The following is a 20,111-nucleotide window of genomic DNA, read 5'->3' on the forward strand; positions in this document are numbered from 1 at the left end:
AAATTATTGTTAATTCTATTAATATTCCCAGTTATCGTCCTAGCTAAACAAAAAGAATGCGCAGTTAAACCCAGCTATGATATTACTATAACTGAAAAAAATGTGAGAATTTTCAATAAAAATAATGATCTAACTATTTTATCTAATGGGAATGTCGAGCTAAATCAAAAACCCGTTTTGCTAAATGCACAACGACAAAAACAGACGTTAATGTTTCAAAAGAATATTAGGCAACAGCTACCACAACTTGAACAGCAGGCTTTAACTATGTTGTCTACAGTTAAGTTTAGTTTTGAGAATGCGATTAAAAATAAACTTGGCAATGATAGTAAGTTGCAAAGTGAATTAAATAAATTATATAAAAGATTAGTAAAATTGTTACACCAGTCAATTATGACAGAAAATGGTAGGACAGAATTTCACTATCAAAATTTTAATAATTTGAAAAAAGATGGCGAAGAGATAGGCCAACGAATTTTTTATAATGTTGTGGGGGGGAGTATAGTCAATTTTAACTTCTTTCAAAATTATGCCACAATCAATGAAATTTCAAAAAATGAATGGAAAGCACAAAAGCCAAAACTTAAGGCTTTTGAAGCCCATATTTGTTCAGTTATTACCGATATAAATAATCAATATCAGCAAATATTAAGCGAACTCGAGCATTGAGAAATAAGTCAATAGACATTGATACAAACTTTTGCGAAAATAGCCTATCTTTAACGATAGAATGAAAGACATAGAAATTTATGACAGCACGTATAATTGATGGCAAACAGTTAGCTCAGCAAGTTAGAAATGACATTGCAAATAAAGTAAAAGAACGTATCGCTAAAGGATTATCTATTCCCGGACTTGCTGTTATCCAAGTTGGTTCGGATCCCGCATCAAAAATTTATGTGCAAAATAAACAAAAAGCATGTGATGAAGTAGGTTTTGCATCATTTGCTTATGATTTTCCCCAATCAACGACCGAAGCTTTGTTAACACTGATAGACGAACTCAATGAGCGTAAAGATGTTCATGGTATCTTAGTGCAACTTCCGTTACCGGATAATATCGATAAAACTAAAGTCCTTGAACGGATCCATCCGAGTAAAGATGTTGACGGCTTCCACCCATATAATATTGGGCATCTACTACAAAGAGACCCAATTTTACGTCCTTGTACGCCTTATGGTGTAGTGAAAATGTTACAATCAACCGGCGTCAATTTATCTGGACTGAATGCTACGGTTGTGGGCGCTTCGAGTATTGTTGGTCGGCCAATGGCATTAGAACTGTTATTATTAGGTTGTACAACAACTATTACCCATAGCCGTACTATAGATTTAGCTAAACATGTAAGCAATGCTGATATTGTTGTTGCGGGTGTTGGGATAGCTAACTATGTAAAAGGTGAATGGATAAAACCAGGTGCAATAGTGATTGATGTCGGTATTAATCGATTACCAAATGGTAAGCTTGCTGGTGATGTAGAGTTTGAAACTGCCGTTGAGCGAGCCGAATGGATAACGCCAGTTCCAGGCGGAGTTGGTCCTATGACTGTCGCTATGCTTATGAGTAACACCCTTGAAGCGTGTGAAAAATTTAGTCATTGATTTGATAGATTCGTTGAATTTTGGATTGGTAGATGTAAATTAAAAAAATGGAAATAAGGAACATTTTATGATTATATTTCACACTTCTTTAGGTGATATTAAAATTAAAACCTTCGATAATGAAGCGCCAGAAACGGTTAAAAATTTTGTTGAATATTGCAAAGAGGGTTTTTACAACAACACTGTATTTCATCGTGTGATTAATAATTTTATGATTCAAGGTGGTGGTTTTGAACCTGGTATGAAACAGAAAAAAACCAAAGCACCTATTAAAAATGAAGCTGATAATGGTCTAAAAAATGATCGTGGTACCTTAGCGATGGCTCGCACCTCTGATCCCCATTCCGCAACTGCACAGTTTTTTATTAATGTAGTGGATAATGATTATTTGAATTATCGATCACCTGATGTAAATGGTTATGGTTATTGTGTATTTGCGCAGGTTGTTGATGGTATGGATGTGGTAGATAAAATTAAAGCAGTCAAAACAGGTCGAAGTGGAATGCATTCCGATGTGCCTGTTGAAGATGTGATTATTAAGAGTGTAACGGTTGAATAATCCTACTCGTTATTTTATTGCAGATATTCATCTTACTGATAATGAACCTGCTCAAGATCATTTTGATATAACAGCAGGTTTTTTATCTTTCTTAGACAGTTTACCCGATCACTGTGAACTCTATATTTTAGGCGATCTTTTTGATTATTGGATTGGAGACGATGTCAATTCAATCTTACATCGTAAAATTGCCGATGCGCTAAACAATCTTTCTAACCGACATATAAAAAAATATTTTGTACATGGTAATCGTGATTTTTTATTAGGTAAGAAATATGCCAAATCTTGTGGCATGACAATATTGCCAGAGATTAATTGTTTACCTAATCAAGATAGCAATATTGTATTTTTGCATGGTGATTTGTTATGTCTTGATGATCCACAATATCAAAAATTCCGTAAAGTAATGCATAAAAAATGGTTACAAGCCCTTTTTTTATTATTGCCACTTCGTATTCGTTTAAAAATAGCAGGTAAACTACGTCAAGAAAGTAGCGCACATAATCAAATAAAGTCAGAAAATATTATGGATGTTAATCAAGATGCCGTTGAAAATATGATGAGCAATTATAATGCTAACATTATGGTACATGGTCATACGCATAAACCTGCAACTCATCATTTTTTTATTAACAATCAGCCAGTAACTCGTTTGGTCCTTGGGGCTTGGCATGACGGTATATCTTTTATTAAGCAAGAAACAAACAGTAATATCTTAAAACTTTATAACCACTCTTTTAAATAATCAGTTTGTAAAATGCTATCTTTTTCGCCAAAATCTTTTAATTTACCTTGTTCTAAGATTACTACATAGTTGGCGATACGCTTAACTTCATTAATGTTATGTGTAACGTAAATGACGGGTATTTTTATTTCATGAATTAACTGGTCGATATAACTTAACAGCTCTTTTTTTCTCGGCATATCTAGGGCTGATAATGGTTCATCCATTAATAACAATTGTGGATTAGTTAATAACGCCCGCCCAATAGCAACACGCTGTTTTTCTCCACCAGATAGCATGGCAGGATAACGATTTAATAAATGACTAATATTGAGTACTTCAATCATTTCATCTAATTTTTGCGAACTAAGTTTTTTTATTCCATAAGTTAAATTTTTCAACACCTTATAGTGAGGAAACAACAAAGCATCTTGAAAGACGGTCGCAATGTTTCGTTTTTCAGGAGGAATAAAAATATTTTGAGTGGTGGAAACCAACGTCACTTGGTTAAGCGTGATATTGCCATGGTCAGGTTTAACCAGTCCATTGATAAGATTTATCAAAGTTGATTTTCCCGAGCCTGATACGCCTAAAATTGCTGTCACTCCTTGACAAGGTATTGAATGTTTAAATTCAAATGCAAATGAAGATAGTTGTTTTTTTACATCTATTTCTAACATAACTTATTATCCAAATAATTTTTTCTTATGCCAACGATTGAGCATTTCGGATAAAAAGAGTGCCGCCAAAGACAACACAATGGATATTATACATAACCTCAAAGCAGCATGTTCACCATTAGGCATTTGTAACAGTGTATACATAGCAAGCGGTAGTGTTCGCGTTTCACCTTGGATATTAGAGACAAAAGTGATAGTGGCGCCAAATTCACCTAAACATCTTGCAAAACCTAATACAATACCCATTAAAATACCAGGAAATGCTAATGGTAGTGTAATAGTTATGAATACTTTTAATGGACTTGCACCTAATGTTCGAGCAACACTTTCTAAACGTAAATCAATGGATTCAATTGCTAGACGAATTGACCGTACCATCAATGGAAATGCCACAACTGCCGAAGCTAATGCGGCACCTTGCCAATTAAAACTAAAGCTAATTTGTAAATAATAATTTAACCACTCCCCTATAAAACCATGTCGTCCCATCGTTATTAACAGTAAATAACCTAAAACCACAGGGGGTAAAACTAAAGGCAGATGCACAAAACTATCAAAAAGTGATTTACCTAAAAATTGGCATCTAGCTAAAATCCATGCAGTCAAAATACCAATAGGTAAACTGAATAAAATTGCGGCCCCAGCTATTTTTAAGCTCAGTAGCAGTGTTTGCCATTCAAATTCGGTTAATATCATGAGTTTTATTATTTTGTTACAAAACCATATTTTTCAAATATGCGTTTAGCTTCAGGTGATTTTAAATATTGATAAAACTCTGTCGCTTCTGGTTTTAACAATGCTATTGGATACTCAATAGGATCAAATGAGTTAGCCGGAAAAACACCAATAATTTTGACTTTATCGCTAACCTTTGCATCTGTACTATATACAATGCCTAATGCAGCTTCGTTACGTTCAACCAGCATTAACGCATCACGTACATTACTTGCTGGTGCAAATTGTGGTGCTAATTTATCAAATACGCCTAAATAAGTTAAGGATTCTTTGGCATACAATCCAGCAGGGACATGATCGGGATCGCCAATCGCTAATTTTTCTGTTTTAGGTAAAATTGCATTCCAATCAGTGTTACTATTAATATCGATTTTTTCTAAATTTGACTGTTTAGGTGCGATTAATACCAAAGAATTTTTAAGTAAATCCTCTTTGTTTTTAACTAAATTATGTTCTATTAAATAAGTCATCCATTTTTGATCTGCTGACATAAAAATATCAGCGGGCGCACCTTGTTCGATTTGTTTGGCTAATACCGATGACGAAGCGAACGAAAAAATAATTTCCTGATTTTTGTGATTTGTTTTATATTCAGCTGCAATATCTTGCATCGCATTGGTTAATGATGCCGCTGCAAATAGGGTTACTTTTTCAATAGCTAAAGTGGAAAATGTGGTTAATAAGGTTGTGACTATTAAAAAAATTTTAATACGTGTTTTCATCATATTCCTCACGCTAAAAATAACTTATGTAATTTTGTATATTGATGATGATGCGTAAAGCGGTAACTGAGATTTAACATAAAAATCGATAATTAAAACAGCTATCATACCCCTTACTTATCAGGTTCATCATATTATAATAAACTTTTCGTTATATAAAATAAAATATATCGATAAATTAATAAACCTTTTCTGATTTAATCATAAGTTAATGATTGTTAATTGGATTGTTCCAAATAATTTAATTAGTTAATTGTTCTAAAAGGTATTTGAAAAGTAACATCAATCACTTGACGCAACTTTTTTGAAGGTAGTTGAAAAAACGTCTACAATAATTGAAATTATCTGAATAAGATGTTTTTCAGTTTATCAAGGTGGTGTCATGAGTTTTTCTCCAGAAATTTTATTAACTATAAATTCAAATCAGCAATTATTTACTGATCCAAGGCGTATAGCATTACTTAAAGCCATTGACCAAACCGGTTCTTTAAGCCAAGCCGCCAAATCAATTGGTATAAGCTACAAAACAGCTTGGGATGCAATGAGTGAAATTAATCGTTTAGCACCGACGCCATTTTTGATAACAATAACTGGAGGTAAAAATGGTGGGGGAACCAAACTCAGTGCTTATGCCGTCAGATTTATTCAACTTTATGATCTTTTGACCCACATACAGCATAACGCGTTTAATATTTTGAGTGATGATAACGTTCCATTGGATGATATTTTAAAAGCCACAGCGCGATTATCATTACAAACCAGTGCACGTAATCAATTATATGGTAGTGTTAAACGGATTGAGGCAAATAACATTGCCGGTTTTATTACGGTTTCGCTTGGGGATAATCAAACTGAATTAAAAGCTTATATAACTCACAAAAGTATCGAAAGGTTAAAGTTAACTACGGACAAGACTGTGCTACTGTTAATTAAAGCCCCATTGATTGAATTAAATGATTCGCTTGAAAATTGTTTATCAGTAACAGTTGAGAAAGTAACTACAGATGGTGAATGGACTGAAATTGCCTTTTGTTTAGCATCAGGTATGATGCTTTATGCAAGTAAATTAACGAATACAGTTAAGGATTATGCATTAATTGCAGGCAAAAAGCTGACAATATCAATTGATCCTCAGCATATTATTGTTGCTACATTAGTTTAATTTGAGGTATTTATGTTACATATTGAACACGCACACTATAAAATTAATGATCATAAAGTTTTTGTTATCGAATCATTAACCATCAATCAGGGGCATAGTGTTGCTTTTGTTGGACGTAATGGTAGCGGTAAATCAGTTCTAGCTAAAGCATTAGCCGGTGAACAACCGTTGCTATCGGGTAATGTGATTAATGAGTTTAAATCAATAGCGTATATTTCTTTTGAACAATTACAAAAGTTGGTAGATGAAGAATGGAAGCGCAATAATACTGATATGCTTAGCGAAGGCGAAAATGATACAGGATTAACGACATCGCAAATCATACAAGAATTTAAAACAGATGATGAGCGATGCTTACAGTTGGCAAAACAGTTTGGTATTAGTCAGCTGTTGACTAGAAAATTTAAATATTTGTCAACAGGTGAAACACGAAAAACTTTGATTTGCAAAGCGTTAATGTCAAATCCCGATTTATTAATTTTAGATGAACCTTTTGATGGTTTAGATGTTTTATCGCGTGAAAATTTAGCCGATAAGCTTGGTGAATTGTCTAAACAAGGAGTAACTATCGTATTAGTGTTAAATCGTTTTAATGAAATTCCTATTTTTATTGAAGAGATAGGCCTGCTTGTTGAATGTCAGCTCTTGAAATTTGGTAGTAAAGCAACAATATTAAATGACGAAACAGTTAAACAGCTAGCTGATCTAGAAAGCTTACCAAATGTACCTTTACCTGATGCAGATGTGCCTCCTGCTGCATTATCTAACGAAATCGATCGTGTGGTTTTAAATAATGGCTATGTCCATTATGATGATAAAGCCATTATCGATGGGTTAACTTGGCGGGTAAAAGCGGGTGAAAACTGGCAAATAGTTGGACCTAATGGTGCAGGTAAATCAACGCTATTAAGTTTAATTACGGGTGATCATCCTCAAGGATACAGTAATGATCTAACACTATTTGGTCGTAAACGAGGTTCAGGTGAAACTATTTGGGACATTAAAAAGCATATTGGCTATGTCAGTAGTAGTTTACACCTTGATTATCGCGTCAGTTCTAGCGTTAAAACAGTACTTGTTTCAGGCTTTTTTGACTCAATAGGTGTATATCAAGCCACAAGCGATAAACAAGCAAAGCTAGCCGATGAATGGCTTAAATTGCTAGGGTTATATACACAAGCTGATAAGCCTTTTCAGTCGTTATCGTGGGGGCAGCAGCGATTAGTGCTAATAGCTCGTGCTTTAGTAAAACATCCAACCTTGCTGATTTTAGATGAACCATTGCAAGGATTAGATCATCTTAACCGAGAATTAGTCAAAGGTTGGATAGATCGATTAATCAATGAAGGAAACACACAATTATTGTTTGTGTCGCATCATGCTGAAGATGCGCCAAAATGTATCACTCATCGTTTAACTTTTGTTCCTAATTTCGATCTCAGCTATCAATACCAATTTGAGACACTTAACTAATCATTAGTTAATAACTATTAAAATCAGTATTAAAAATAGAAATAATCAATAAAAAAAACGTATTTTAATGATGAAATTTTTACTTGATTATTGAAAAAAGTTTATAACGGCTATACTTAGAGAGTTATCCCCGATGCCTGTGGATAACTCTGTGAATAGTTTATTGAAAAACGCTTAAACTTCAATAACCATCAGGTTTTAGCTTGGTTTGGTTACAAGTTAAGCATGAATTGTTATTTTATTATTAATCAATTAGTTATCTTAAATCAAGCTATCTTTTTAAGGTGGGTTTGGTTAATTTTTAAGTTAACTGAACAAAAAATATAAGATTTTAAAAGGTCAAGTCTTTTTGGGGATAATTTTTATTAATAGGTAAAATATTAGGTCACGAGTAATGAAAAAATTTAAATTATGTTCTGAATTTAAACCTGCTGGCGATCAACCTGAAGCCATTAGACGGATAAGTCAAAATCTTGATGACGGTATTGCCCATCAAACATTATTAGGTGTGACTGGGTCAGGTAAAACCTTTACTATGGCAAATGTTATTGCTCAGCATAATCGTCCAACAATTATTTTGGCGCCAAATAAAACGTTGGCCGCTCAATTATATGGTGAAATGAAAGCGTTTTTTCCTGAAAACGCAGTTGAGTATTTTGTCTCTTATTATGATTATTATCAGCCTGAATCTTATGTGCCATCAACCGATACTTTTATTGAGAAAGATGCATCGATCAATGAACATATCGAACAGATGCGCCTTTCGGCCACTAAATCACTATTGGAACGTCGCGATGTTGTGATTGTTGCATCGGTATCAGCAATTTATGGTTTGGGTGCGCCCGAGACCTATATGGCGATGATTCTGCACCTGACTAAAGGTACCATTACCGATCAACGCTCAATCCTAACCAGATTGGCTGAACTACAATATACTCGCAATGAAATGGGTTTTAGTCGTGGTACGTTTAGAGTAAGAGGTGATGTGATTGATATTTTTCCTGCTGATTCAGACGAGTTAGCTGTACGAGTAGAATTGTTTGATGATGAAGTAGAACGCATTACTATGTTTGATCCTTTAACAGGCAGTAGTGTTAATGATGTCTCTCGTATTACTATTTATCCAAAAACCCATTATGTTACACCAAGAAACATTATGGAAAACGCTATTGCTGAAATTAAGCAAGAACTTAAAGAACGGCAAAAAGTATTGTTAGATAATAATCGTCTGTTAGAAGAGCAGCGTTTAACTCAGCGAACACTATTTGATATTGAAATGATGACTGAACTTGGATACTGTTCAGGTATCGAAAACTATTCCCGCTTTTTATCTCAACGTAAACCCGGTGATCCACCTGCAACCTTATTCGATTACTTACCTGCTGATGGTTTACTGTTTATTGATGAATCACACGTTGCAATACCACAGATTGGTGCAATGTATAATGGCGACCGTTCACGTAAATTAAATTTAGTTGAGTATGGATTCCGTTTACCGTCAGCACTGGATAACCGTCCATTGAAATTCACGGAATTTGAAAACATTATGCCACAAACTATTTATGTGTCGGCAACACCAGCTAAATACGAAATTGAAAAATCAGGTGGTGAAATTATTGAACAAGTAGTAAGACCGACAGGTTTATTAGATCCGATTATTGAAGTTCGCCCAGTTGCTACTCAAGTTGATGATCTTTTATCCGAAATTAAAATTCGTATGCAAAACGAAGAGCGGGTATTAGTAACAACACTAACCAAACGTATGGCTGAAAACTTAACAGATTATTTATCCGAGCATAATGTCAATGTGAAATATTTACATTCCGATATTAATACGGTTGAACGGATGGAAATTATTCGTGATTTACGGTTAGGTAAAGTTGATGTTTTGGTTGGTATAAACTTATTACGTGAAGGATTAGATATTCCAGAGGTATCGTTAATTGCTATTTTAGATGCGGACAGAGAAGGCTTTTTGCGTTCAGAAAGCTCACTCATTCAAACAGTTGGACGTGCAGCGCGAAATGTAAATGGTAAAGCCATATTGTATGCTGATAAAATCACGCCAGCTATGCAAAAAACCATTGATGAAACAGCCCGTCGTCGTAAAAAACAGGAAGATTTCAATCAAGCTCATGGCATAACACCAAAATCAGTACGCAAAGAAATAAAAGATATTTTAGATGCAGGATTAAGCACTAAAAAATCAACGACTAAAGTACAAGCATTTGAACCGGGTAAACCTTATCATTATGTATCTATTAAAGAAGTTCAAGCGAGAGTGAAAGAACTTGAAGCTATGATGTACGAAGCTGCCCAAAATCTCGAGTTTGAAAAAGCCGGTGTATTACGTGATGAAATAAAAAAATTACGTGCTGATTTTATTAAAGTCTCTTAAAAAAATCATCAAAGAAGGAAAACATGATGACAATTATTCGACTCGATCCACAAGACCGTTGGTCTGAAGCAGTTATTCACAATAATGTAATTTATTACACGAGTGTGCCAAGCAATTTAGTTAATGATGCCTATGAACAAACCAAAAGTGCCTTGGCTGAAATAGACAAAATTTTAGCTAGAGCAAATAGTGATAAAACCCGTATTTTAGATGCAACCCTATTTTTGGTAAACAAAAGCGATTTTGCTGCTATGAATAAAGCGTGGGACGAATGGGTTGCTCACGGCGATGCTCCTGTGCGCTGCACAGTCCATACTGGATTAATGAAAAATGAGTATTTAGTCGAAATAAAAATCGTTGCAGCAGTGTCGGTATAATATTTTGCAATAAACAACTCAATAATCGTTGGTGATTAATTACTTCATTATTCTAGATAAACTAACATGATAATATTATTAGCTTTTTTAGTAATAATATTATCACTACTATTGAGTTTTTCTTGTCATGTTACATATTGATTATTATCCCATTTGCTAAATTTTAGTGTATACTTTGAAAACTTTAAACTTCATCTATTGATATAATTTGCTATGCATACTCAAGCTAAAATTGCCATTGTAATGGGATCGAAAAGTGATTGGAGCACAATGCAACATGCTGCCGATATCCTCGATACACTTACGGTTAATTATCATGTTGAAATAGTTTCAGCCCATCGCACACCTGATAAATTGTTTCAGTTTGCTCAAGATGCTAAACGTCGAGGTTTTGATGTCATCATTGCTGGTGCTGGTGGTGCCGCTCATTTACCCGGTATGCTAGCGGCGAAAACATTGGTACCCGTATTAGGCGTACCCGTACAAAGTGCCTCGCTAAATGGTATTGACAGCTTATATTCCATTGTACAAATGCCTAAAGGTATTCCTGTTGGGACCTTAGCGATTGGTAAGGCTGGGGCTGCTAATGCTGCATTATTAGCTGTGCAAATTCTGGCATTACATGATAAAGACATCTATCAACGATTATCAACTTGGCGTTTAAGCCAAACTGATGAAGTTTTAAATAACCCTGATCCAAGAGTCGATGCATAATATGATAACTAAATCAGTTTGTGTTTTAGGTAATGGCCAACTAGGCCGAATGTTAAAGCAAGCTGGCGAGCCATTAGGTATCCATGTTTTTCCTGTTGGTTTAGATGTTGATCCAGCAACGATTCCTTATCAAAAATCAGTCATTACTGCTGAAATTGAACGTTGGCCCGATACGCCTTTTACTCAGATTTTAGCTCAGCATGGGCATTTTATTAATCGGGATGTGTTTCCAATTATTGCCGATCGTTTGAGTCAAAAACAACTATTAGATGAACTTAATCTACCCACAGCTAAATGGTTTTTGCTGAAAAATAGACAAGATTGGCCAACGCTATTTCAACAGTTAGGTCAATTGTTAATTGTTAAACGTCGTACTGGTGGTTATGATGGTCGGGGTCAATGGCGTATAGCGATTAATGACGATATCGACGTACCTGAAGATATCTATGAACAAGCGATTGTAGAACAGGCAATTGCATTCGATAACGAATTATCATTGATTGGTGCACGCAATGCGAAAGGTGAAACCGTTTTTTATCCATTGACGCATAATTTACATCAAGATGGTATTTTAAGAATGAGTATTGCTTTACCGGATAAAATGCCTGTATTACAAGCCAAAGCCGAAAAAATGTTATCCGCCATCATGCAAAAGCTCAATTATGTCGGCGTAATGGCAATGGAGTGTTTTGTTGTCGGTGAAAATCTATTAATCAATGAATTAGCGCCAAGAGTCCATAACAGTGGCCACTGGACCCAAAATGGTGCTTCAATAAGTCAATTTGAGCTTCATTTACGGGCAATCTTGGGATTACCAATACCAAAGCCTAATGTTTTTGCGCCTTCTATCATGGTTAATCTGATTGGAACTGAATTAAATTATGATTGGTTATCAATTGATTTAGTCCATTTACATTGGTACGAAAAAGAAGTCAGAGTTGGCCGTAAAGTGGGGCATTTGAATTTAACTCACCCTCAAATATCAACATTGATTGATTCGTTAGATACATTGTTACCTATGTTGCCTGTTGAATATCATCCAGCTATTTGTTGGGCAAAACAGCAATTTGAATCGTTATAGCTTGTTGAAGAAAAGGGTAGCGCCATGGTCAACTTTAGCAAAAAGATCAATTACCAACGTTATGCTAGTAAACAATATGACACTCTAACAGATGAATATTCAGTTTTACGCTGTTTTGAAAGTGATCGTGGACGAATTATCAATTCTGCAGCTATAAGACGCTTACAGCAAAAGACTCAAGTGTTTCCTCTCGAACGTAATTCAGTCGTCAGGAGTCGTTTGACGCATTCAATGGAAGTTCAACAAGTTGGGCGCTATATTGTTAAAGAAATTGTTAATCGTTTAATAAAATCTGGACAGTTAAAAGCGTTTGGTCTGGATAAATCGATTATGTCGATTGAAAGCTTAGTTGAAATGGCGTGCTTAATGCATGATATAGGTAATCCACCTTTTGGTCATTTTGGTGAATCGGCAATTAATCAGTGGTTTACGTTACGACTAGGTCTTGATAAACCTTGCAGCTACAGTATTCTTGAAATAAACAAACAAGACGATGATTTACTTACTGAATTAAAGCAAAAAATCCGCCAAGACTTGTCCAATTTTGAAGGGAATGCTCAAGCTATTCGTTTAGTTCATACAATTTTACGTCTTAATTTAACTTATTCTCAAATAGCCTCAATAGTTAAATATTCAAAACCCGCTTATTGGAAGGATGCGGTACCGTCTGAATTTGATTATTTAATGAAAAAACCCGGTTTTTACTTATCGGAAGAGCCCTTTATCAATGAATTATATCAACAACTTGATATAAAACCATTTCATCGTTACCCGCTAACTTACATCATGGAAGCGGCTGATGATATCTCTTATTGCATAGCCGATCTTGAAGATGCCGTTGAAAAGAAAATTTTCACTGTACAACAACTTTATCAATATTTAAAACAAGCATGGGGACCGGTTAAAAGCGGTGATTTATTTGATAAAGTGATCAATCGGCCTTTTGATAATTTTAAACAAATTGAGTCTACCGCTATTGGTATCGATCAGTTTTTTATGTATTTGCGAGTCAATACTATCAATAAACTTGTTCCCCATGCCGCAGAACGGTTTATTGAAAATATTGAAGCTATTTATGATGGCTCATTTAATCATGCTTTGCTTGAAGATCACGACGCTGAATACAAACTCCTCAATATTTTTAAAACTGTCGGTTTTGAACATGTTTTCAATCATGAATCTGTTGAAAATCTTGAACTGCAAGGTCATCGAATTATTACCGGTTTGCTCGATATTTATAGCCCATTACTTGCGATGCCCGTTGAGGATTTTATTAAATTATCCACTACAGGCAATCACAAAAAATACCCAATAGAAACCCGACTATATCATAAACTATCCCATAAACATTGTGATGCTTACCAACAAGTCATTAGCAAACTTGATAAAAATCAGCCAGTTTTTGATTGTTGGGAATTTTATTACCGTTGTCGTTTAATTCAAGATTACATTAGTGGTATGACAGATCATTTTGCTTACGATGAATATCGTAAATTGATGGTCACATTTTAATTTAGTTAATTGATTAAAGTTTTAGCACCAAAAAAAAGCAAAAGCACTACAATAGTGCATTAATTTTTAAACCCTATCGATAACCACATTTTTATTATCAACATATCCAAACACTTCTAACTATATTGCTCATCTTTTTTAATAAATAGAATGGTTGAAATTAGATTTGGTGTAGTTAATTCGTTGGCTAGAGAGTGAGTATTGATGACACTTTATTATTCGTTTTGTTAATTCTAGTTAAATTTTCTTTGGTTTGATTTCAACATTTTTATTTCTATTAATTGACATTAACATAATGAATTACATCGTTATTTTTATTAATGAGTATAGTCAATAACTACAAATCGAAATTTCTGGCATAGGCTTTGCATAAGTTTTGCATAAGTTCGGTTATACACCCTATTAATGAGGAGCAATTGATGAAATTAGTGACTGTTGTTATTAAACCTTTCAAATTAGAAGAAGTGAGAGAATCATTATCCAATATTGGCATCACGGGATTAACCGTTACTGAAGTTAAAGGATTCGGACGTCAAAAAGGGCATGCCGAACTTTATCGTGGTGCTGAATATAATGTTAACTTCCTACCTAAAGTAAAAATTGATTTAGCAATCAGTGACGAACAACTTGATGAAGTGATTAATACTATTACTAAAGCGGCTTATACCGGCAAAATAGGCGATGGCAAAATCTTTGTAACTCCACTTGAACATGTGGTTCGTATTCGTACCGGTGAAACGGATGAGTCAGCATTATAATCATAAAAGGATATCATTATGTTGAAAAAATTTATTTTACCTTTGGGTTTAGCGCTTTCAAGCTCAGCAATTGCTCAAGAAGCAACCGTCGCCGATAATGCTGATAACGGTTTTATGATGATTTGTACAGCCCTAGTTCTTTTTATGTCAGTTCCTGGCATTGCTTTGTTCTATGGTGGATTATTACGTGCTAAAAATGTCTTATCAATGTTATCGCAAATATTAGTCACCTTTTCACTTATTGCGGTATTATGGATAATTTATGGTTATACACTAGCATTTGGTGAAGGAAACTGGTTTTTTGGTAACTTTGAACATTTTTTACTAATTGGTATTAATATTACTGATGTATCTGGATCGATTTATGAATTGATTTGGGTCGCTTTTCAAGGATCCTTTGCTTGCATTACTTGTTGCTTAATACCAGGTGCATTTGCCGAACGTACGCGTTTTTCAGCGGTATTAATTTTTATGGTGTTATGGTTTACCTTCTCTTATATCCCAATGGCCCATATGGTATGGGGTGGTGGCATTTTAGGTGATGAAGGTGCGTTAGATTTTGCGGGTGGAACTGTTGTTCACATCAATGCAGCTGTTGCAGGTTTAATGGGGGCGTATTTACTAAAAAATCGAATAGGTTTTAATCGTGAACCACTAAAACCTTTCAACCTTCCTTATGTTTATATCGGTGCCGCTATTTTATATATTGGGTGGTTTGGCTTTAATGCTGGATCTTCAACTCACGCTGATCAAATCGCGGGGCTTGCTTTTATTAACACCGTGGCGGCAACGGCAGCAGCAGTTTTAGCATGGTCTATTGCTGAGTGGGTTTTACGAGGTAAACCTTCATGTTTAGGTGCGGCATCAGGCATCATTGCTGGATTAGTTGGAATAACGCCTGCAGCTGGTTTTGTTGGTGTTGGTGGTGCTCTGTTGATTGGTTTGATTTGTGGCTTTGCAGGCGTTTGGGGCGTATCTTCGCTAAAAAGAATTCTTAAAATAGACGATACTTGTGATGTATTTGGTGTACATGGTGTTTGTGGTATTGTTGGTTGTCTATTGACTGGTATTTTTGCGTCAGAATCACTCGGTGGCATTGGTTATACAGAAGGTACCAGCATGGCAAGCCAGATTGGTATACAATTAATGAGTGTAATAACTTGCATTATTTGGACGGCAGTTGTTGCTTTTATCTCGTATAAGATTGCAGATATTTGTGTTGGCTTACGTGTGTCAGAAGAACATGAACGTGAAGGTCTAGATATTAATAGCCACGGTGAAAGCGCATTTAACAATTAATTCTTAAACAAATATAACTAATTTAATTATAAAAAAATCTACAGTGAAATTAACACTGTAGATTTTTTGCTTATATTAATTATGATAAATGTCTTTTAGTCATCCCAAAGCATAATTGCATTATCTTGCGTAAGGATTAACGGTGGTGAAAACAGATATTCTTTAATGGTATCTGGTAATGCATTTAAGTCATTCAAATCAAGCTTAAGATCAGGATTTGATTGGCTAAGTTCTGCTATTCTGCTTGATAATATTTGATTGATCCTCTCACATTCTAAATCTTGTTGATTTTTTAACGTTTCTAAATCAGGTTCATTGAATGCTTCACGATAAATAAACTGGAAAGCATCGATATCCTTAAAAACATCTTCTAAAACATACTGTTGATATTTTGAATGACGTTGTTTCAATGCTTCTAAACGTAACGCAATAATTTCATCTTTTTGATCCGGATAATCTAAAATTGAATCTTTATCTGTTAATTGCTTTTTTTCAGGAATTGACTCATTAAAAGATGCTAAAGTAAATAATGGTTTTTTGTTCGATGTCATTTATTATTTCATAACCTATATTATTGAATAATAAAATAAATTATTATTTTGTTCTAAAAATAATCTTGCTTAATGTCATCAATTTTTTTGCAAAAATTGATGACATATTTCTAATATTGATTCATTTATCAACACTTCTAATCGGACTAATTCCCGTCTTCCCAAAGCATAATTGCATTATCTTGTGTTAAGATTAACGGTGGCGCAAACAGATATTTTTTAATTTTATTAGGCATGACAGTAATATCATTTAAATCCAGTTGCACGTGTGGATAAATTTTTGCCATTTGTTTTAACCGCATGCTTAATAATTCTTTGACCTTATTCGATTCTTTAGCAAAGGCTAATTCCTCTTTCAAAAGGCTTATTTGCCTTTTATGATGCTCTGATTCGAACATCTCAGGAAATATAAAACGCATTTCTCTATTATTCTCGATCTTAGCTTTACTATTGTATTCTTTATCTTTATATTCGCCATGGTGTAACTTAAGCTCCTTAACATGTAATGCAATAATTTTATTTATGTTTTCAGGATAATTTAATTTAGAATCTAAATCACTTAAGGTATTTTTTTGAGGTAATAATTTATCACTTTGTACTAAGGTAAATAATGGTTTTTTATGTGTCTTCATTTCTATAACTTCCTTTTTTTAGGACAATAAGATAACGATCTGTAGAACATTAAAAAACGACTGTTACTCTATCGCAAAAAAATTTGAGGTAAACATAACGTTTTAGTATAAAAACAACTAAAACCTCAATTATTACTTTTATCTCCTTTTCATTAAAGATGATGTTATTATCATAAGATAAAACATCATGTTATTATTATTTTAACATTTTAATAAACGCTATATTTTTGCCAATTTAAGGTATTTATCCATTTCTTCTTCTGGAACCATACCTCCACCTGTAGCCCAAACTAAATGGGTAGCATTTTCTAAAATTTCGGGTGAAAAATTATTTCGTTGTAAATACTCTGTATTTGCTTCTAATTTTGATGGACCTATCATTCCTGCTAGTGCTGAAGGCTCCAATTGAATTTTTTCTTGCTGGTTCAACAATCCAAGTAAGTCATACATTTTTTGATCACTAATTGTCAAATAGCCATCAATTAGCCTTTCCATTGCAGGCCCAACAAATCCAGAAGGTCTACCAACAGCTAAACCATCAGCAGCAGTAATATTATCGATACCAATATCTTGGACAGCAATTTTGTCGTGTAATCCTGTATATACACCTAATAACATACAAGGTGAATGGGTTGGTTCTGCGAAAATACAATGTACATTATCACCAAAGGCTAGTTTTAATCCAAAAGCAACACCGCCAGGACCTCCGCCTACACCACAAGGTAGATATACAAATAATGGATGTTTTTCATCAACAATTATATTCATTTCTTGGAACTGTTTTTTTACACGATCACCCGCAACCGAGTATCCTAAAAATAGGTTTTTCGAATTTTCATCATCTATAAAAAAACAATTAGGATCAGACTCAGCTGCTTTACGACCTTGTTCAACAGCTACGCCGTAGTCTTGTTGATATTCAATGACATTTACACCATGGGAACGTAGTTTATTCTTTTTCCATTCTCGAGCATCACTAGACATATGAACACTGACTTTGAAGCCTAATTTAGCGCTCATAATACCTATAGATAAACCAAGATTCCCTGTTGAACCAACCGCAATACTATATTGACTAAAGAATTGTGTAAAACTCTCTGAAAATAATTTACTGTAATCGTCAGTTTCAGTTAATAGTCCATTTTCTATGGCAAGTTTTTCCGCATGATATAATACTTCGTATATTCCGCCACGAGCTTTTATAGAACCTGAAATTGGTAAATGACTATCTTTTTTGAGGAACAAACTTCCTGTAATTTTTTGTTGATAGTGGCTTTCAAGTGCTGCTTTCATGTTTGGTATAGCAACAATATCTGACTCTATAATTCCTTTAGTCACCACTGTATCTGGAAATACTTTACAAAGATAAGGTGCAAATCTAGCTAATCTATTAGTAGCATCATTTACATCTTGTTTTGTTAGTTTGACATAAGGTAAGCCTTCCGTCAAGGTGGTCACCTTAGGATTAAACCAAATTGTCTCCTCTAGGTTTATTAAATTATTGACTAAAGGATATTGTTTTATTAATTTTTTTATATTGTTAGGTGTCATGAATCCATTCCTGTTACTATTTTTTAAATAATATAAGACAATAAAAAAGTAACTGCCAATGCGACTAACGAAGCAATAAAGGTAGCAGATGTGTAATATTTGAATATTTCATTTAATGTTGCGCCACAATATTGCTTTACAAGCCAAAAAAGCGAATCTGTTACAATTGTACAACCAATAGCGCCCGAACCGATCGCTAACGTTATGATTTCAGGGCTAACATTAGGGTAAAGTGGCAACATAGGTGATACAATAGCTGTTGCTCCCATCATGGCAACCGTTGCAGAGCCCACTGCCGCATGTAATATGATTGCAACCAACCACGCCAATAAAATAGGGTGCATATTTAGCTGTGATAAAATACCCGCTAATCCATCACTCAAACCACTACTTTTTAACACCCCATTAAATGCACCACCCGCACCAATAATCAACAAGATATTAGCAATTGAAGAAAAGCCACTTTCTGTTTTTATTAATAAATCTGACATTCGCATTTTTTGGCGAATACCTAGTATATAGTAAGCAACAAAAGCACCAATGAACATTGCCGTAATCGGGTTACCAATGAATTCTAAAATTTGATACATAAAGGTTGTTTTATCTATATTGAGTTCAGCTATTGTTTTAATTAGCATCAAAATAATGGGTAATAGTACTGTAAATAATGTAGCACCCAATGAAGGAAGTTCTAATTCATCTCGAATTTTCATTTCGGAAAACTCTTTTGGTACTGTTTTAAAGGGGATTTTTTTGTTAATCATTTTTAGAAAAATTGGTCCTGCAACTAACGAAGCTAAAAGACCTATCATTAATCCATAAACGATTACCGTACCAATATCTGCCCCAAGAGCATTAGTGACAAATAAAGCTGCCGGGTGAGGGGGGACAATGCAATGAACAGCCATCAATGCAGTACAAAGAGGGATAGCTAATGTTAAAAGTGAAGTTTGTGTTTTCTTTGCAATTGAAAAAGCCAAAGGAATTAGTAAGACCACACCAACTTCAACAAATAGAGTAATGCCGCAAATTAACCCTACTAAAACCATAATTACTTGTGGTGATAAGAAGCGACATTTTTGCAATGTTAAACCAATACGTTCTGCTGCTCCTGAGACTTCCATCATTTTGCCAAGAATGGTTCCTAATCCAATTACAGCGGCTAAAAATCCTAAAGTATTACCAATTCCATCTTCGATGGCAGAAATCATTTTGAGAGGAGGCATTTTCATTAATAATCCAACGTAAAAGCTGGCTAGTAATAACGATAAAAAAGGATGAAGCTTAAATTTTATTATCGAATACACTATTAAAATAATACTCGTTACTAAAACAACAATAAACCAAATTTGTGAATCCATATTGTTTTCCTTATATTATATAGTTATCAGTGTAATTAAAGATTTTTATCGTTAATTTGACAAATGATTAATAATTAATTTCACATGATTTATTTTCATGCATAAATGTGATTTCAATCAGTATATTAAGCAATAAGATAGTTAAAATTTTAACCAGTATTTAAAAATTAGTTTTAGATAGATAAATAACAGAATTAATGTTTTAATGAAGTTGGGAGAGG

Annotated in this window: 20 protein-coding genes; 13 read left to right on the plus strand and 7 right to left on the minus strand. The window is 34.2% G+C overall.

The window, feature by feature from the left end:
* The 4 genes from A9G03_RS05025 to A9G03_RS05040 form a co-directional block, all read left to right on the plus strand.
* Positions 1-669 (plus strand): DUF2884 family protein (locus tag A9G03_RS05025; protein WP_065798583.1); only part of this gene is annotated, 669 nt, incomplete at its 5' end.
* Between the two features lie 80 nt (positions 670-749).
* Positions 750-1,601, plus strand: coding sequence for a bifunctional methylenetetrahydrofolate dehydrogenase/methenyltetrahydrofolate cyclohydrolase FolD (folD, locus tag A9G03_RS05030; protein WP_065798584.1), 852 nt, complete (start codon positions 750-752; stop codon positions 1,599-1,601).
* Positions 1,602-1,668: 67 nt separating this feature from the next.
* Positions 1,669-2,160: a peptidylprolyl isomerase B gene (gene ppiB, locus A9G03_RS05035; protein WP_065634976.1), complete on the plus strand. Its 492-nt coding sequence runs from the start codon at positions 1,669-1,671 to the stop codon at positions 2,158-2,160.
* Positions 2,153-2,905: a UDP-2,3-diacylglucosamine diphosphatase gene (locus A9G03_RS05040; RefSeq protein ID WP_065634975.1), complete on the plus strand. Its 753-nt coding sequence runs from the start codon at positions 2,153-2,155 to the stop codon at positions 2,903-2,905. The genes ppiB and A9G03_RS05040 overlap by 8 nt, the downstream gene beginning before the upstream one ends.
* Here the strand turns inward: A9G03_RS05040 and modC are convergent.
* From modC to modA, 3 genes are read right to left on the minus strand one after another with little or no spacing between them, the layout of a single operon-like run.
* A complete protein-coding gene (gene modC, locus A9G03_RS05045; protein WP_065798585.1) occupies positions 2,884-3,564 on the minus strand; it encodes a molybdenum ABC transporter ATP-binding protein in 681 nt (226 codons plus the stop codon). The genes A9G03_RS05040 and modC overlap by 22 nt on opposite strands.
* Positions 3,565-3,570: 6 nt before the next feature.
* Entirely contained in the window at positions 3,571-4,260 is a 690-nt protein-coding gene (gene modB, locus A9G03_RS05050) for a molybdate ABC transporter permease subunit (protein WP_065798586.1), read from the minus strand.
* Between the two features lie 8 nt (positions 4,261-4,268).
* Positions 4,269-5,024: a molybdate ABC transporter substrate-binding protein gene (modA, locus tag A9G03_RS05055; protein ID WP_065798587.1), complete on the minus strand. Its 756-nt coding sequence runs from the start codon at positions 5,022-5,024 to the stop codon at positions 4,269-4,271.
* A 379-nt stretch (positions 5,025-5,403) separates the two neighbouring features.
* On the opposite strand from modA, the gene A9G03_RS05060 reads away from it, so the two are divergent.
* From A9G03_RS05060 to amtB, 9 genes are all read left to right on the plus strand, one after another.
* Positions 5,404-6,183 carry a TOBE domain-containing protein gene (locus tag A9G03_RS05060; RefSeq protein ID WP_065798588.1) on the plus strand — a complete coding sequence of 260 codons (780 nt, stop codon included), beginning with the start codon at positions 5,404-5,406 and terminating at the stop codon, positions 6,181-6,183.
* 12 nt (positions 6,184-6,195) lie between these two features.
* Positions 6,196-7,656, plus strand: coding sequence for a molybdate ABC transporter ATP-binding protein ModF (gene modF, locus A9G03_RS05065; RefSeq protein ID WP_065798589.1), 1,461 nt, complete (start codon positions 6,196-6,198; stop codon positions 7,654-7,656).
* A 394-nt stretch (positions 7,657-8,050) separates the two neighbouring features.
* Complete coding sequence (gene uvrB, locus A9G03_RS05070; protein ID WP_065634969.1) at positions 8,051-10,054, plus strand: excinuclease ABC subunit UvrB; 2,004 nt, start codon at positions 8,051-8,053, stop codon at positions 10,052-10,054.
* A gap of 26 nt (positions 10,055-10,080) precedes the next feature.
* Positions 10,081-10,431, plus strand: a complete 351-nt coding sequence (locus A9G03_RS05075; protein ID WP_065798590.1) for a RidA family protein — start codon at positions 10,081-10,083, stop codon at positions 10,429-10,431.
* Positions 10,432-10,644: 213 nt separating this feature from the next.
* A complete protein-coding gene (gene purE, locus A9G03_RS05080) occupies positions 10,645-11,145 on the plus strand; it encodes a 5-(carboxyamino)imidazole ribonucleotide mutase (RefSeq protein ID WP_065634967.1) in 501 nt (166 codons plus the stop codon).
* A 1-nt stretch (position 11,146) separates the two neighbouring features.
* Entirely contained in the window at positions 11,147-12,226 is a 1,080-nt protein-coding gene (gene purK / locus A9G03_RS05085) for a 5-(carboxyamino)imidazole ribonucleotide synthase (protein ID WP_065634983.1), read from the plus strand.
* A gap of 24 nt (positions 12,227-12,250) precedes the next feature.
* Positions 12,251-13,738, plus strand: coding sequence for a dGTPase (gene dgt, locus A9G03_RS05090; protein WP_065798591.1), 1,488 nt, complete (start codon positions 12,251-12,253; stop codon positions 13,736-13,738).
* 419 nt (positions 13,739-14,157) lie between these two features.
* Positions 14,158-14,496 carry a P-II family nitrogen regulator gene (gene glnK, locus A9G03_RS05095; RefSeq protein ID WP_065634965.1) on the plus strand — a complete coding sequence of 113 codons (339 nt, stop codon included), beginning with the start codon at positions 14,158-14,160 and terminating at the stop codon, positions 14,494-14,496.
* An 18-nt stretch (positions 14,497-14,514) separates the two neighbouring features.
* Positions 14,515-15,795: an ammonium transporter AmtB gene (amtB, locus tag A9G03_RS05100; protein WP_065798592.1), complete on the plus strand. Its 1,281-nt coding sequence runs from the start codon at positions 14,515-14,517 to the stop codon at positions 15,793-15,795.
* 95 nt (positions 15,796-15,890) lie between these two features.
* On the opposite strand, the gene A9G03_RS05105 is transcribed toward amtB, so the two are convergent.
* From A9G03_RS05105 to dsdX, 4 genes are all read right to left on the minus strand, one after another.
* Complete coding sequence (locus tag A9G03_RS05105) at positions 15,891-16,346, minus strand: hypothetical protein (RefSeq protein ID WP_065798593.1); 456 nt, start codon at positions 16,344-16,346, stop codon at positions 15,891-15,893.
* Between the two features lie 146 nt (positions 16,347-16,492).
* Positions 16,493-16,978: a hypothetical protein gene (locus A9G03_RS05110; protein WP_065632912.1), complete on the minus strand. Its 486-nt coding sequence runs from the start codon at positions 16,976-16,978 to the stop codon at positions 16,493-16,495.
* A gap of 219 nt (positions 16,979-17,197) precedes the next feature.
* A complete protein-coding gene (locus A9G03_RS05115; protein ID WP_065798594.1) occupies positions 17,198-18,529 on the minus strand; it encodes a D-serine ammonia-lyase in 1,332 nt (443 codons plus the stop codon).
* A 23-nt stretch (positions 18,530-18,552) separates the two neighbouring features.
* A complete protein-coding gene (dsdX, locus tag A9G03_RS05120; RefSeq protein WP_065798595.1) occupies positions 18,553-19,890 on the minus strand; it encodes a D-serine transporter DsdX in 1,338 nt (445 codons plus the stop codon).
* Between the last annotated feature and the right edge of the window lie 221 nt (positions 19,891-20,111).

It is taken from the genome of Gilliamella sp. wkB171 (genome assembly GCF_001693755.1).
Taxonomy (GTDB): Bacteria; Pseudomonadota; Gammaproteobacteria; order Enterobacterales; family Orbaceae; genus Gilliamella; species Gilliamella apicola_F.